We start from the raw sequence: 14740 nt of genomic DNA, 5'->3' as shown, positions 1-14740 counted from the left end.
ATGGAAGGCTTTTTTGTTTTTAATAGATTCTTCGCCATTTCCTAATTTTTACTAAGCCTGTCATAAAAATTTGTCAAAAGATTTCAGACAGATTTTGAACGGCTAATTCTTCCTAAATTGGAGTAAGCTAATGTTATAAAACCAACCAGATCCTCACCAAACATGACATTTAGAGAGGATTAAAATATAAGTTTTCAAATTATGCAGGAAATACCTGATCTATCTGAAAATTCCATTCAACAAATCTTAACAATTCTTAAAGAAAATAAGGAGATAAGCTGTATGCTTCCCGGCATGGGGATTTTGCATATTGAAAAAGAATTACCCTATCTGGTCATCTACCGTAAAAAGTCAAATGATAAAGGCACCAAAAGGTTTATTACCAGTGAATCTTCTTATATGATTATCGGAAATCGCGATTTTGCCGGTTATCAAAAATTACTGATCGCTATTTCTAATTTGCTATCAGTAGAAATGAAATCATATTTACTGTTCGAAATTTATGCAGGAAATGAGGAATCTCAAAAATTGCGTATTAAAGGTCCTGCTGAAAAACTTCCTACCAGTCTGGAAACCCTTCAGAAGGATCTGTTAACCATAAATGAAGTTTTTACCGGCCTGTATCTGGATACAGAGATCGTGGATACCATACACAGGCATGCGGAAGATTCCGAAGATCTTATGAGTATTGAGGAAGCTAAGAATTGCGGTGCTGTTCTTGTAAGCCTTGAAATTCCTCCAGTTTACAGGAATGAGAATAATAAATTATACCCAGTATTCTTCAGGAATTTCAAAGACTTCCTGATCAAAGCTATGCATAGGTCATTCTTTGATTTTATCAGGGTACAAACCACAGGTGGCGTAGCAAGCTTTAATGCACTGGGACGAAAATATTTAAAGCAGGTCGTTTTTGATATTGATAAGCAGCTGGCAGATATTGAAAAATCATATCAATTCCTCTGGCTGGTTTCTCCTGCAAATATTCATGAGATCAAGGAAGAGTTCTTTAAAAGTAAATATCAGAATGTTCTCGACTATCATTATCGGCTTCTTCCGGTTGATCCTGATATTTTAAAGCGCAGACTGTATAATTTAAAGATCGAAGATATTGACGATCCTGCGATGTCCTATTTATTCCGCGAAAAGCGTGAAGAACTTGATATGCAAATCACCATGCTGGGTGAACGTGGGTCCAGCAACTTTATGTATGATAGCATAAGACTCTACAAAGGCGTGGATAGACAACTGTGCGAAGAAGCTCAGAATATACTCAACGAAGTACCGGAAGAAACCTATAACGAGTCGAATGATATTATTGATGCGAAAGAATTTAGCAGCCTTGCCCGAAAAGAATTTGATTATTTCAAGGAGCAGGATGAAAACTTTAATTGCAAAGTGCATATTCGAAAAGATGTGAACGTAATGATGGTTTCACACGGGGAATTATACATTCCTGCAGATTATGAAATGAGTCGTATCGAAGCTGAAGCACTCATTCAGCACGAAGTTGGAACGCATGTTCTCACGCATTATAATGGAAGCAGGCAACCGCTAAAACAATTAAGCATTGGCCTGGCAGATTATGATCCCCTACAGGAAGGTCTGGCCGTAATGTCTGAATTTATGGTTGATGGTCTAACAGCAAACAGACTTAGAATCCTTGCTGGAAGAGTGCTGGCAGGACAGGCAGTTTTAGAAGGTGCGAATTTCCAGGAAATATTCAGATTATTAAAAATGGATTACGGTTTTTCTGCGGAAAGAGCCTTCAATATCACTTCCCGAATTATGCAGGGCGGTGGATTTATTAAAGACATAATTTATTTAAAAGGACTAGTTCTACTGAAAGAACACCTTAAAAATAATGATGATTATGAGATTCTGCTAGCCGGTAAATACGGAATCAAGCACACGAATATAATCCGGGAATTAACCGACAGAAAAGTTTTGGAACCGCTAAGGATAAAACCCCGGTTTCTACATAGTGAACAAATGTTCGAAAAATTGAAATTAATCAGGAATGGTTTAAGCCTTCCACAAATGGTATGTAAATGAAAATATGTTTTGTATTAAATGATGTCGCAACAGAGAAAGATGGTACATCGAATGCGTTAATGCAGATGGCTCATCAAAGAGGTCATGAAGTTTATGCAATGGGTGTTGGAGATTTTAACTTCCACCATGATAAACCTATCACGATAAATTCTACTCAATTACCAAAGGATACTAAAACCAAGTCTACTAAGAAGTTTCTGGAGGCCTTGCAGGGTCCAAAGGCTATAAAAAAGCAAATTGACTGTACGATACTGGATGTTCTTTTTATTAGAAACAATCCTACCGAAGAAGAAGGAAGACAATGGGCTGAGCAGGCCGGGGTCGCATTTGGAAGAATGATCCAGCAACTGGATGTTCTGGTTCTAAATGATGCCTATGCCCTATCCCATGCCTTTATTGATAAATTATATTTCGAAGAGTTACCTCAGGAAATTAAACCAGCATCTATCATTACAAGAGACAAAGACCAACTTTTAGATTTCTGGGAGAAACAGAATAAAAAAATGGTCCTGAAACCCCTGGAAGGTTCAGGAGGACAGGATGTATATCTTATAGATGAACACGAGAAGAATGTAAACCAGATCATAGATCATTTAAGCTCTCAGGGATACGTGATCGCACAGGAATTTCTACCTGCCGTCAAAGATGGTGATGTTCGGGTACTATTGCTAAATGGAAAGGTAATGGAAAGAGATGGCGAAAAAGCAATTATTAGACGGGTAGCAGGCGAAGGAGAATTCCGTAGTAATTTCAGTCTTGGGGCTACTGCAGATAGTAGTGAGCTAACTCCGGAAATGCAACGTATCGTTGATCTAACAGCACCTAAATTAATTCGTGACGGATTATTTTTCGTGGGACTTGATATTGTCAAAGATAAATTGATCGAGATCAATGTACTAAGCCCGGGTGGAATGGAACATTTTAAGGATATCGGACTTTCGCCTTTTACAGATTATATTATCGAGGCGATCGAAAGAAAAGTTGAGTATAAGAATATGTATAAAGGTCAGTTAAGCAACAGGACTCTGGCCACAATGGATTAATTTTATGAAAGAGAAGCTAGAAGAGAACGTAGACAGGATCATAGGAGAATATTCTTCAGGAAAACCCGGCCCGTTATTATTCGTGACAGCTGGAATTCATGGAAACGAACCAAGTGGTGTGTTCGCCCTGAAGGAAGTTTTTAAACAACTGGATAAAACCAAACCTGAGATTGAGGGTAAAATTGTTGGAGTTTCCGGGAACCAGAAAGCACTTAATGAGAACAAACGTTATATAGACGAGGACCTCAACAGAACCTGGACAGAAGAAAATATTCAGATAAATGATCCTCAAACTCATGAGCAAAAAGAAATGTTCGAGATCATTAAGGTACTAAACAATTATTCTGAAAAGGACCATACGAAAAGGTATTTTCTAGATTGCCATACCACCTCATCGGCAAGTTTGCCTTATGTCTCGGTACAGGAAGTGAACGACAATGATGAATGGGCGCATAATTTCCCGACTTATATCATTAGAGGTTTCAGTGATATCATTACGGGAGACATCGACCATTATTTAAGCCGAACTGGAATGACTGGGTTTGTATTCGAAGCTGGTCAACATACAGATGATACTTCTGAAGAAAATCATGAAGGGGTGATCTGGTTAGCTCTGAGGGAAGCAAATAAATTAGATCTTTCTGAAATCTCTACCTATCCGGAATGTGTGGAAAGGTTCAGTAAAAAAAATGCTCCAGAACAAAAGACTTTCGAAATAATTCATCGCCATGGCCTGGAGGATGGAGATACTTTCAAAATGAAGGAAGGATATGAGAATTTTCAGAAAATTGAAAAAGGCGAACTTTTAGCCGAACAGAACGGCGAGAAAGTTTATAGCGAATGGGATGCTTATATTTTCATGCCGCTATACCAGTCACAGGGAAACGATGGTTTCTTTGTCGTGCAGGATGTATAGAAAAAAAGCAGCCAAATGGCTGCTTTTTTTTATTTCTGAAACTCCAAACATACCGGGGTTTTAATTTCAAAAATGGGTTCCTGAATCTTTAATTTTCCGCTTTCAGGATTGATCGTGTAAGTTGTTATATTTCCAGTATCCTGGCTGGCAGCATATAAGTATTTTCCGAAAGGTGATATGGCAAAATTTCGTGGTGTCTTTCCAGCTACCGGAACAAAATCAACATTCTTTAGTGTTCCGTTCACCTGATCTATACTAAATATAGCGATACTATTATGACCTCGATTACTGGTATAAAGAAATTTTCCTTCCTTGCCTATATGAATATCGGCTCCAGAATTTTTATCCAGGTAACTTTCCGGCAATGAACTAAGAGTCTGTACAATTTCAAGTGCGCCACCCTTTAAAACCTTATAGGTGGTCACAGTAGAATTCAGCTCATTCATGCTATACACGAAATTACCATTCTTACTCAAACTTAAATGTCTTGGGCCAGCACCTTCAGGAAGTTGCACCTGGAAATTTTCATGTTTTGAAAGTGTTCCACTGGCAACATCAAATTCGTATACTAAAATTCTATCATTCCCAAGGTCTGCAACATATGCAGTTCTATTGTCACCACTTATTTTAACTGTATGTGCGTGAGCGGTTTCAGCTTCAGGAAGTTTTAATTCACTCACCTTTTCAAGGGCTCCATCAGACTTAACTTTATAAGTAGCTACTACCCCACCCATGTAATTACTAACGAATACAAACTTTCCAGATCTGTCCAGGGCGATATGACAGGGAGCATGGCCTCCGGTAGAAAGTTTACTAATTTCCTTAAGGTTTCCATTCTCCTGGATCTGGTAAGAATATACATAACCGGACTTATCGTCTCCCGGTCCCAGTTCACTAACCGCAAAAAGAAACTTTCCTTGTCTTCCTGTTTTTACGAACGAAGGATTAACGATCTTAGCCTGTGTACCGCAGTTAGTGAGACTCCCATTATCAGGATCCTGATGTAGCAGGTAGATCCCTTCAGCTTTGCCATCTACATGGCCTTCTTTCTTTGTATAAGTTCCTACATACATCTTATTCATTTCCTTGTCCGCATCAGCTTCAGATTGAGCTGAAGTATTAGAACTTATTAGAATAAATACACTGCAGGCAGTAATCTTAGCGATCTTAGTGAATTTTAAAGCCATTTTTTTCGTTTAAAATAATGAAGCATTAAAAGGAATATGATGATCATTACTCCCCAAAGTACAAAGTAACTATACTTCCATTGCAATTCCGGAATATATTCGAAATTCATTCCGTAGATTCCAGCGATAAAGGTAAGCGGAATAAAAATACTCGCCATGATGGTAAGTACTTTCATGACCTCGTTCATTTTGTTACTAATTGTGGTCATATACATATCCATAAGACCCCAGATCATTTCCCGATAAATTTCGATATTCTCTGAGATCTGAATTATATGATCATATAAATCTCTAATATAATTCCCTGTGTGTGGATCTATGATCTCGTTTTCCAGTTTTTCCAGTCGGCTTATCACCTCCCGCAGAGGAAAAACAGCACGTCTAATTCTAAGAATGTTTCTTTTAAGATCCTGTATTTCGTAAACAATATCATCACTTGGTCTGTTAGTAAAAAGGCTTTCTTCCAGTAGTTCGATACGATCGCTCATATCATCGATCACCAGAAAATAATTGTCTATAATGGCATCCAGAAGCGCGAACATTAAATAATCTGCTCCCTTACCTCTTATTCTTCCTTTTGAAGTTTCCAAACGTTCTCGAATAGGATCAAAAACGTCACCATCAGATTCCTGAAAGGTGATGACATAGTTTTTACCAACGATCATACTAATATGCTCATTTTCTATTTCACCATCCTTGTGGTAAAGCATTTTCGCAACAATAAAAAGATAATCCTGGTATTCTTCAATTTTAGGTCGTTGCCCGGTATTTACAATATCTTCCATGACCAGGGGATGCAATTCATAGTAATCCCCAAGTTTTTCGATCTCACCAATATTATTTAGTCCGTCAATATTGAACCAGGTAACACTTTTTTCATCTACATAATTAAATGCATCATCTGGCGAATTGGAAGTATACCTTTCGTACTGATCAGCATTATAATCGATTACTTCCAGTTTGGTTTCTGAAGATTCCTTATGACCAACGTAGGTCATCGTTCCAGGCACCTGGTTTACCGTCTTTGTATGTTTAGGACGCCTTAGCAACAGCTTTCTTCGTTTCGCCATATAAACTTTAATTTCCATAAAAATAGGAATAATCTGTCAATACTCTAGATTGCACCCTTGGCTAAGGGACTATTTATTCCTTCTGAAAATTGACCTTGCAGCTGGTTGTTCTGAACCTTTAATTTTACCTTTGTCCCATGAATGAAGTTAAGCTGCTGGATACTCTGAAGGAGTATTTTGGATATGAAAAGTTTAGACCCTTACAGAAGAAGATCATACAATCTGTATTCGATGGAAAAGATAACCTGGTGATCATGCCAACCGGTGGTGGGAAATCTATTTGTTACCAGCTTCCCGCAATCTTATTACCTGAAATTACGCTGGTAATCTCCCCTTTAATAGCACTCATGAAAGACCAGGTAGATGGATTGAAAGCCAATGGTGTTCCTGCCGCTTATATAAACAGCAGCCAGACCGAAGATCGACGTGAAGCTATATTCAAGCAAATTGAGAATAAAGAGCTTAAACTTATTTATGTTGCTCCGGAAAGTCTACAAATCGTAGATCGTTTCCTGGTAGATGGAAAAATTAGTCTCATCGCCATCGATGAAGCACACTGTATCTCGAGTTGGGGACATGATTTTCGCCCGGCCTATACACAACTTGGATATCTTAAGAACAGGTTCCCTTCAACTCCAATCCTGGCGCTTACCGCAACTGCAGATAAAGCCACTAGAAATGATATTTGCCGACAGCTTAATATTCCTTCTGCCAAAAAACATATTGCATCTTTCGACCGGAAGAATCTAAGCCTGGAAGTAAAACCTGGTATCAAGCGATTTGAGCAGATTGCAAAATTTCTCAAAAATCGTACTTCTGGAAGTGGAATCGTCTATTGTCTTAGCCGAAAAACTACTGAAGAGCTTGCTTCCAAACTGAATGCAAAAGGATTTAAAGCAGAAGCTTATCATGCAGGAATCGATCATGATGAACGTTCACAGATACAGGATGAATTTATCAATGACGAAAAACAGATCATTTGTGCGACCATCGCTTTTGGAATGGGTATCGATAAATCGAATATCCGTTGGGTTATTCATTATAATATGCCAAAAAACCTGGAAGGATATTATCAGGAAATTGGACGTGCCGGTAGAGATGGGCTGGAATCTGAAACACTGTTGTTTCATTCTTATGCTGATGTGATCCAGCTTCAGAAATTTGCTTCGAATGCGAAGAATGAAGAAGTACAATTGGCAAAGCTTGATAGAATGAAGCAATATTCTGAAGCACTTTCCTGCAGAAGGAAGATCCTGCTTGGTTACTTTGGAGAGTATCTTCAGGAGGATTGCGGTAATTGTGATATTTGCAGAAATCCACCGGAATTTTTTGATGGTACGATCATCGCTCAAAAAGCGCTTTCCTGTATCTACCGACTTAAAGCGTCTGAACCAATTTCCGTAGTTATCGATGTTCTAAGGGGTTCACAAAATGAAGTGGTTCGTAAGAACAATTACCAGGAGCTTTCTACCTATGGTATCGGGAAAGATATTTCCTGGCAAAACTGGCAGCAGTATATCATACAATTGATCAACCTTGGTTTGCTGGAAATCGCTTTTGATAAAAACAATCATCTTCAGTTAACCGAAAATGCTAAGTCAGTTCTATTCAGCAAGGAGAAGGTTTTTCTGGCAGATGTTAAACAACAGGTAGAGAAAGCTGAAAAAGACAAAAAAGAGTCAGCTTCTAATTCGCTGTTCGAGAAACTAAGACAGTTAAGACTTTCCATCGCAAAAGAAGAAGATATTCCTGCCTACCTTATTTTCAACGATGCTGCATTAAAGGATATGGAAAAACAACGTCCAATGTCTGATGCAGAATTCCTGCTGATCGATGGAGTTGGTCGTAAGAAAATGGAAGACTATGGGTATCGCTTTATCAAAGAGATCATTGCCTTCAGTAAAGATAAAAGGGAGAAAAAACCGAAAATTAAACGTTCTAAAAAGTCTAATACCTTTAAGGAAACACTGGAATTATATGATCGTGGATTGAGTATTGAGGAAATGGCAAAAGAAAAAGGCGTTTCAACCAATACGATCTACGCGCACCTGATCAAACTTTATGACGAGGAAGAGGAGATCAACCTGCATCAGTTCGTTCCAAAATCTGATCTAAAAGCGATCAAAAAAGCAAAATCTGATCTTAAAGATCCTAATTCATTGAAAGCATACTTCGAACATTTTGAAGGAGCCATCCCTTATGAGACGATCAAGCTAGGTCTTAAGATCATTGCTGATAAATAGATTGCTAATCAAATTCCAGTTTTCTCAGGATCAATCCAGATGCCGGGGCGATAAAGTCCATTTGTAAATGCGGGGTATCTGGTCTTAGGCTTTCTTCAATTTCATCAAGACTTAATTCACCGCGTCCTACCTGTATAAGCGTTCCCATCATTAAGCGAACCTGGTGTCTTAAAAAACCTGATGCGTGAATATGAAATATATAGGAATTTTCAGGGAAAAAATTAGCGGTATAAAGCGTATTCTCAACAAGTTCAGATCTTAACATCTCACGCTCAAAAGTGCTTTTTTCAGATACCCGCACGCAGTAATTCTTAAAATTATGCTTGCCTTGATAAAGCTTTGCGGCTTCTTTCATTTTTTCAATGTCCAGATTTTCCTGGAAATTGGCCATAAAAGGCGCACAAAATGGATGGAATTTGTCACCAACGCTAAATAAATAGGCATATTCCTTTGTTTTCGAATCCTGTATAATATTAAATTTATCATCTACTTCTTCAATACTTAAAGCTCGAATATCCTGTGGTAGATTTTTATTTAATAGTTTGAGGAATTCCTGCAAATTTTCCAGTGGTTCATGATCAAGAAATAATTCAAAAGCCGACTCTTCCGCAGATACCATGGCATCTGTACGGCTGGTTCCGAGGATCTTATATTTTGCGCCGGGCATGATCCAGCCAAAGGTTTTAGTGATCAAACCTTCAACCGTTTTCACATCAGGCTGTTTTTGCCACCCATGTAAGCGATAGCCCAAATACTGTACTTTAATAAAATAGAAGAATCTTTTCCTGAACAAAGGCTTGATTTTCCCGCAAAGATATCCAAAATGAACCGCATTCCTAGTTACTCAAACTTTCATACGCTTCAGGTTTCTGAGATTTCAGTAATTATATTTAAATTGGAGTCCTGACAGGAGTTTTCAGAATAAACCTATCAAAAGTTTTTTGGCATCTAATACCTTCGGAAGAATTTAAAAGGAGTAAATGTGCTAAAATAACCTGAAGATCAACATTGAAATTAAACCAGTCCTCAAAGTATAGAATATGATAAAATACCTTTTAGTTCTTATTGCTTTTCTAACGTTCTACAACGTGAATTCCCAAAACCGGGATAGCATCACTGCCGAAGATTACGCAAATGCAGAAAAGTTCTTGAGTTATAATACAAATAGTAAAATTTACCGGAGTTACGTCTACCCACAATGGCTGGATAATGGAGACTTCTGGTATCGGGTTACTACCCGGGATGATTCCGAATTTGTTCTGGTCAACAGTAAAACTGGTGACAAAACTACTTTTACTTCCAAAGAGGAATTGCTAGCAAACATTGAATCAGGTTCCCAAGAAAATGGAAGGTATTCGCGTATAGAAGTTGCTTCCCCAGATGGAAATAAATTGGCTTATATCAAGGATTGGGACTTATGGATCAAAGATGCTGCCACTGGTGAGGAGACGCAACTAACCAAAGACGGAATCGAAAATTATGGTTATGCTACAGATAATGCTGGTTGGAGAAAAAGTGACAAGCCAATCCTGTTATGGTCTCCAGATTCAAAAAAGATCGCCACTTTTAGACAGGACCAGCGTCATGTAAGTGATATGTACCTTGCTTCAACTAAAGTTGGGGCTCCAGAACTTCAGCAGTGGAAATATCCACTTCCGGGGGATGAAAAGGTGATTCAGATCGAGCGTATTATTATAGATACAGAAAATTCAGAGATCATTCCGCTAAAAATTCCGCAGGATCCAAGAAGAGGAACTCTGTGTGATGATATTAGTTGTTCAGGTGCATTCGATGATAATCAGTGGAGTGAGGATTCTAAGGAGCTGGCCTTTGTTTCAACTTCAAGAGACCATAAAGTAGCAAAGTTCAGAATTGCAGATGCAACTACTGGAGAAGTTCGTGAAGTTTTTGAGGAGAAAGTAAATACTCAGTATGAATCTGGACAAGGTAGCATTAACTGGAAATATTTCCCTGAAAGCAATGAGATCATCTGGTATTCTGAAAGAGATGATTGGGGTCACTTATATCTTTATGATTCCAGAACCGGAGAACTTAAAAACCAGATCACCAAAGGAGAATTTGTTGTAACTGAAGTTTTAAAGTTCAATCCTGAAGATCGCTTGATCTATTTTATGGCAAATGGGAAGGATCAGTCAATGGATCCCTACTTCGCTCAGTTTTGCAGCATTCGCTTTGATGGCAAAAAGCTGCAAAGCCTTACTCCTGAAGATGCAAATCACAGAATTAGTATCTCTCCAGACAGTAGATACTTTGTAGACAATTATTCCAAACCAGACACTCCTAACAAGACTGTCCTGAAAAAAATGAATGGTAAACAAATCGCTATGCTGGAGCAGGCAGATATTAAAGATCTGGAGGCTGAAGGCTGGAAACCGGCCAGGCGAATTAGCGTGAAGTCCAGGAATGGAGATTGGGACCTTTACGGCCTTATGTTTACGCCAACACACCTGGATGAGAATAAATCCTATCCCGTGGTGAACTATATTTATCCAGGACCTCAGGGAGGCGGAGTTGGTTCCCGTTCATTTTATCCAAGCCGGAGTGATCATCAGGCACTCGCCGAACTAGGTTTTATAGTGGTAATTATTGACGGGACCTGCAACCCGAATCGATCAAAATCCTTTCATGATGCCTGCTACGGTAATATGGCCGATAACACCCTGGAAGATCAGATCAGCGGACTTAGGCAATTAGCTAAAAAGTATCCTTATATGGATCTGGATCGCGTTGGCATCTGGGGACATTCTGGTGGTGGATTTGCCACTGCTGCCGCACTTTTTAATTACCCTGAATTCTATAAGGTTGGTATTTCTGAATCTGGAAACCATGATAACCGCAATTATGAGGATGACTGGGGAGAGCGTTATATAGGTTTATTGCGCAAAGACGAAGATGGTACTTCAAATTATGCTAAACAAGCCAACCAGAACTTGGCGGTGAACCTGGAAGGTAAATTGCTTCTAGCACATGGTGCTATGGATGATAATGTACCACCATATAATACATATCTGGTAGTTGATGCCCTTATTGAAGCCAATAAGGATTTTGATCTGATAATTTTCCCTCATGCGCGCCATGGCTTCGGAAAAGATTCGTATTATATGATGCGAAGACGCTGGGATTATTTTGTGGAACATTTAATGAAAGCCACTCCCCCTCAGAATTATGAATTAGGACCAAAATCTTAAAAAATGCAACCAAAGATAAAGGAAATTGAAGCTGTTAAACTTGCAGGTATAAGTAAGGAAACCAGTATGGCAAATGATAAAACAGAAGTGCTTTGGAAACGTTTTATGAGTATTAAGGTAAAGACACCATCCCTGGCCAATCGAGACTTATATTCTGTAGAACAGTATAAAAAAGCATTTCTAAAGGGAGAATTTGATCCTCAAACCAAATTTGAAAAATGGGCCGCAGTTGAGGTAGACGATTATGCAGACCTTCCAGAAGGTCTTGAAAAACTTGAGTTGGAAGGCGGATTGTATGCGGTTTTCAGACATCGCGGAACGGCACAGAACTTTGCCGGAACCGCGAAGTATATTTTTGAGGACTGGCTTCCAAAATCTGAATATCAGCTTGCACATCGCCCTCATTTTGAGATCATGGGAAGTGATTATAAAGGACCCGATGATCCTGAATCTCTGGAAGATATTTATATTCCGATAAGTCCCAAATAGTCAAACGTTATATGCTATCTCATTCTTCGGAAGTCGACCTTATAAGTCAGTTTAAAGGATTTTTAGAAACGCCAGATATTAGAAAAAAATACCGTTCTGAAATTCCTGTTTTCGAATTTCCCGAAGTAGATATCACTGAGGAATTAATAGCTGAACTTAAAAAAATTGATCACCCCAGGAATTCTGTTTTGGGCAAAAGGATGGAAAGTTTTTTTGAAATATCCATCAAATTTTCCAAACGTTACAAACTTATTGCTTCCAATATCCAGGTCAATCAACAAAAGATCACTCTGGGTGAACTAGACTTTTTACTTTACGATTTTCAAAATAATAGACCTTTACATGTGGAGCTGGTTTATAAGATCTATATTCTGGACCCAGAAGTAGGTCAGGATGAGAAGATGTTCATAGGTCCCAACAGGAAAGATTCTTTTCTGGAAAAAATGGAGAAGATCACTACGAAGCAATTACCGCTACTAAAACATCCGGAAACTCAAGGTTATCTGGAAAAATACGATCTGGATCTGGACAAAATAGAGCAACAAATATGCTTTAAAGCTCAATTGTATTCTAATGATCCTGATGCTACATCGCAAAATGGTAAATATCTTAGCCTTCAGGAATTTAAGGAACTGGACAAGAATAATGCAGTGTTCTATGCTCCAAAGAAAAATTTATGGAGCGCAAAACCAGAATCCTGCAATCACTGGTATTCATATGCTGAAATAATGGAAGAAATTTCCGAACTTTTTCAGAAGAAAAAATCACCACTTATATGGATGAAGCATAAGCATAGCTTTTCAAGGTTTTTTGTAGTATGGTGGAAATGATACTAACTGCTAACATGTTTGAAAATATAGATCTGTTCAATCCGCTTATTCTTTTGCTGGCAGGAATTGTAGCATTTATTATTTCAACGATCTCTGGTGGTGGTGGCGCACTAGTTCTTGTACCGTTTCTTACCTTTCTAATTGGAACTCCGCAAACACCACCCGTTTTGAATCTTGGAACTTTTATTGGCAGACCGGCCCGACTCATAATTTTCTGGAAACATATCAACTGGCAGGTTTTCAGGTTTTACGTTCCTCCTGCTTTGCTTGGAGCCTTACTCGCCGGCTGGTTCTTTACACGAATCAATCCGGGCTGGCTACAAATTCTGGTTGGAATATTCTTGATAAGCACAGTATTTCAATATCGCTTCGGAAAGAAGGAACGATCATTTCCTGTAAAACTATGGTACTTCATACCATTAGGGTTTATAGTTTCTATCCTGGGAACTGTAATTGGAGCTTTAGGACCAGTTCTCAACCCTTTTTATCTCAATCTGGGTCTGGATAAAGAAGAGTTAATTGCGACAAAAACCGCGAACTCATTCTTCCTTGGAATCGCACAAATTGGTAGTTATACGTTCTTCGGACTTCTTTATACCGAATTATGGATTTACGGAATTGCCTTAGGTCTTGGAGCGGTATTAGGAAATATCATTGGTAAAAAATTCCTGAGTATTATGAAAAGTTCAAGTTTTCGTAAGCTACTAATCATTCTTATGGTAGTTAGTGGGATTTTATTGATCTACAATCAGCTGAAATAATTAAAATTAATAGCTTTGCAGCCTAATTCACTTCTATGCGTCCCGAATACAAAGAGGCAGTTAAAGCATCCTATTTTAGTATCGCGGGAAATGCACTGCTGGCAATAGCAAAAGCAGTTACTGGAATCTTTGGGAACTCTTATGCTTTGATCGCAGATGCCATAGAATCCACCACCGATGTTTTTTCTTCTTTCCTGGTTCTTTTAGGGATTCGTTATGCCAACAAACCTGCAGACGAAAATCATCCTTACGGCCATGGGAAGGCAGAACCACTTATTACGTTCATGGTTGTTGGTTTTCTGATTGTTTCAGCCACGATCATTGCCTATGAGAGTATTGAAAATATACAGACCCCTCACGAAGTTCCTGAACCCTATACACTCATCGTTCTCGCGGTCATCATTATTATTAAAGAGTTATCCTATAGGTTCGTATCTAAAAAAAGCGATGAGACAGATAGTTCTGTTCTCAAAGCAGATGCATGGCACCATAGAAGTGACGCTATTACATCATTTATGGCCTTTGTAGGCATAAGTATAGCCCTCGTGATGGGTGATGGATATGAAAACGCTGATGACTGGGCAGCACTTTTTGCTTCAGGTTTTATTCTGTTTAATGCCTACCTGATCCTTAGACCGGCTCTGGGAGAAGTAATGGATGAGCATCGATACGAAGATATAGAAATGGATATTAGAAGTGCCGCCCTGGGAGTTCCTGGAGTGGTAGAAACAGAGAAATGTTACGTACGCAAAACAGGTATGACTTACCACATAGATCTACACATTGCGGTGGATGCGAATATCACTGTTAAAGAGGGTCATAATATTGCACATGAAGTCAAAGACCAGGTGCTGGAAAATGTTCCCCAGGTCGCAGATGTGCTGATTCATGTTGAACCAGACGACGAACTTTAAGCCAGTTCACAATATTTTGAGACTTA

The 14740-nt window shown here is 38.7% G+C and carries 12 protein-coding genes; 9 read left to right on the top strand and 3 right to left on the bottom strand.

Annotated features, from left to right (window positions below; all coding sequences use genetic code 11):
• Positions 1–201 precede the first annotated feature (201 nt).
• Genes ACSHZO_RS08640 through ACSHZO_RS08630 form a run of 3 tightly spaced genes read left to right on the top strand, consistent with a single transcriptional unit; the run spans position 202 to position 4011 of the window.
• Positions 202–2052, top strand: a complete 1851-nt coding sequence (locus tag ACSHZO_RS08640; RefSeq protein WP_298247068.1) for a flavohemoglobin expression-modulating QEGLA motif protein — start codon at positions 202–204, stop codon at positions 2050–2052.
• Entirely contained in the window at positions 2049–3095 is a 1047-nt protein-coding gene (locus tag ACSHZO_RS08635; protein WP_298247067.1) for a glutathione synthetase, read from the top strand. The genes ACSHZO_RS08640 and ACSHZO_RS08635 overlap by 4 nt, the downstream gene beginning before the upstream one ends.
• Positions 3096–3099: 4 nt before the next feature.
• Entirely contained in the window at positions 3100–4011 is a 912-nt protein-coding gene (locus ACSHZO_RS08630) for a succinylglutamate desuccinylase/aspartoacylase domain-containing protein (protein WP_298247066.1), read from the top strand.
• A gap of 29 nt (positions 4012–4040) precedes the next feature.
• On the opposite strand, the gene ACSHZO_RS08625 is transcribed toward ACSHZO_RS08630, so the two are convergent.
• A complete protein-coding gene (locus ACSHZO_RS08625; protein ID WP_298247065.1) occupies positions 4041–5198 on the bottom strand; it encodes a lactonase family protein in 1158 nt (385 codons plus the stop codon).
• Positions 5189–6268 carry a magnesium/cobalt transporter CorA gene (corA, locus tag ACSHZO_RS08620; protein ID WP_298247064.1) on the bottom strand — a complete coding sequence of 360 codons (1080 nt, stop codon included), beginning with the start codon at positions 6266–6268 and terminating at the stop codon, positions 5189–5191. Before corA ends, ACSHZO_RS08625 begins: the two co-directional genes overlap by 10 nt.
• A gap of 137 nt (positions 6269–6405) precedes the next feature.
• On the opposite strand from corA, the gene recQ reads away from it, so the two are divergent.
• Positions 6406–8511 (top strand): DNA helicase RecQ, encoded by a 2106-nt coding sequence (gene recQ, locus ACSHZO_RS08615; RefSeq protein WP_298247063.1) that lies wholly within the window; start codon positions 6406–6408, stop codon positions 8509–8511.
• 4 nt (positions 8512–8515) lie between these two features.
• Here the strand turns inward: recQ and truA are convergent, their stop codons facing one another.
• Positions 8516–9304: a tRNA pseudouridine(38-40) synthase TruA gene (truA, locus tag ACSHZO_RS08610; RefSeq protein ID WP_298247062.1), complete on the bottom strand. Its 789-nt coding sequence runs from the start codon at positions 9302–9304 to the stop codon at positions 8516–8518.
• Positions 9305–9551: 247 nt separating this feature from the next.
• On the opposite strand from truA, the gene ACSHZO_RS08605 reads away from it, so the two are divergent.
• Genes ACSHZO_RS08605 through ACSHZO_RS08585 form a run of 5 tightly spaced genes read left to right on the top strand, consistent with a single transcriptional unit; the run spans position 9552 to position 14714 of the window.
• Positions 9552–11720, top strand: a complete 2169-nt coding sequence (locus tag ACSHZO_RS08605) for a S9 family peptidase (RefSeq protein ID WP_298247061.1) — start codon at positions 9552–9554, stop codon at positions 11718–11720.
• A 3-nt stretch (positions 11721–11723) separates the two neighbouring features.
• Complete coding sequence (locus ACSHZO_RS08600) at positions 11724–12209, top strand: GyrI-like domain-containing protein (RefSeq protein WP_295179421.1); 486 nt, start codon at positions 11724–11726, stop codon at positions 12207–12209.
• 11 nt (positions 12210–12220) lie between these two features.
• Positions 12221–13039, top strand: a complete 819-nt coding sequence (locus ACSHZO_RS08595; protein ID WP_298247060.1) for a DUF1853 family protein — start codon at positions 12221–12223, stop codon at positions 13037–13039.
• Positions 13040–13053: 14 nt separating this feature from the next.
• Positions 13054–13800: a sulfite exporter TauE/SafE family protein gene (locus ACSHZO_RS08590; protein WP_298247059.1), complete on the top strand. Its 747-nt coding sequence runs from the start codon at positions 13054–13056 to the stop codon at positions 13798–13800.
• 35 nt (positions 13801–13835) lie between these two features.
• Positions 13836–14714 (top strand): cation diffusion facilitator family transporter, encoded by an 879-nt coding sequence (locus ACSHZO_RS08585; protein ID WP_298247058.1) that lies wholly within the window; start codon positions 13836–13838, stop codon positions 14712–14714.
• Positions 14715–14740: the final 26 nt, after the last annotated feature.

Origin of the sequence: Christiangramia sp. 3-2217-3z (genome assembly GCF_051195275.1) — a bacterium.
Lineage (GTDB): Bacteria > Bacteroidota > Bacteroidia > Flavobacteriales > Flavobacteriaceae > Christiangramia > Christiangramia marina.
Note: the sequence above shows the minus strand (reverse complement) of the source record. Positions and strands in the feature narration are given on the sequence as shown.

What these genes read in the sequence shown, in the direction of transcription:
- ACSHZO_RS08595 (WP_298247060.1), top strand. Translation starts at nt 12,221, where the DNA reads ATGCTATCTCATTCTTCGGAAGTCGACCTTATAAGTCAGTTTAAAGGA.
- ACSHZO_RS08640 (WP_298247068.1), top strand. Translation starts at nt 202, where the DNA reads ATGCAGGAAATACCTGATCTATCTGAAAATTCCATTCAACAAATCTTA.
- recQ (WP_298247063.1), top strand. Translation starts at nt 6,406, where the DNA reads ATGAATGAAGTTAAGCTGCTGGATACTCTGAAGGAGTATTTTGGATAT.
- ACSHZO_RS08635 (WP_298247067.1), top strand. Translation starts at nt 2,049, where the DNA reads ATGAAAATATGTTTTGTATTAAATGATGTCGCAACAGAGAAAGATGGT.
- ACSHZO_RS08605 (WP_298247061.1), top strand. Translation starts at nt 9,552, where the DNA reads ATGATAAAATACCTTTTAGTTCTTATTGCTTTTCTAACGTTCTACAAC.
- corA (WP_298247064.1), bottom strand. Translation starts at nt 6,268, where the DNA reads ATGGCGAAACGAAGAAAGCTGTTGCTAAGGCGTCCTAAACATACAAAG.
- ACSHZO_RS08590 (WP_298247059.1), top strand. Translation starts at nt 13,054, where the DNA reads ATGTTTGAAAATATAGATCTGTTCAATCCGCTTATTCTTTTGCTGGCA.
- ACSHZO_RS08600 (WP_295179421.1), top strand. Translation starts at nt 11,724, where the DNA reads ATGCAACCAAAGATAAAGGAAATTGAAGCTGTTAAACTTGCAGGTATA.
- ACSHZO_RS08630 (WP_298247066.1), top strand. Translation starts at nt 3,100, where the DNA reads ATGAAAGAGAAGCTAGAAGAGAACGTAGACAGGATCATAGGAGAATAT.
- ACSHZO_RS08625 (WP_298247065.1), bottom strand. Translation starts at nt 5,198, where the DNA reads ATGGCTTTAAAATTCACTAAGATCGCTAAGATTACTGCCTGCAGTGTA.
- ACSHZO_RS08585 (WP_298247058.1), top strand. Translation starts at nt 13,836, where the DNA reads ATGCGTCCCGAATACAAAGAGGCAGTTAAAGCATCCTATTTTAGTATC.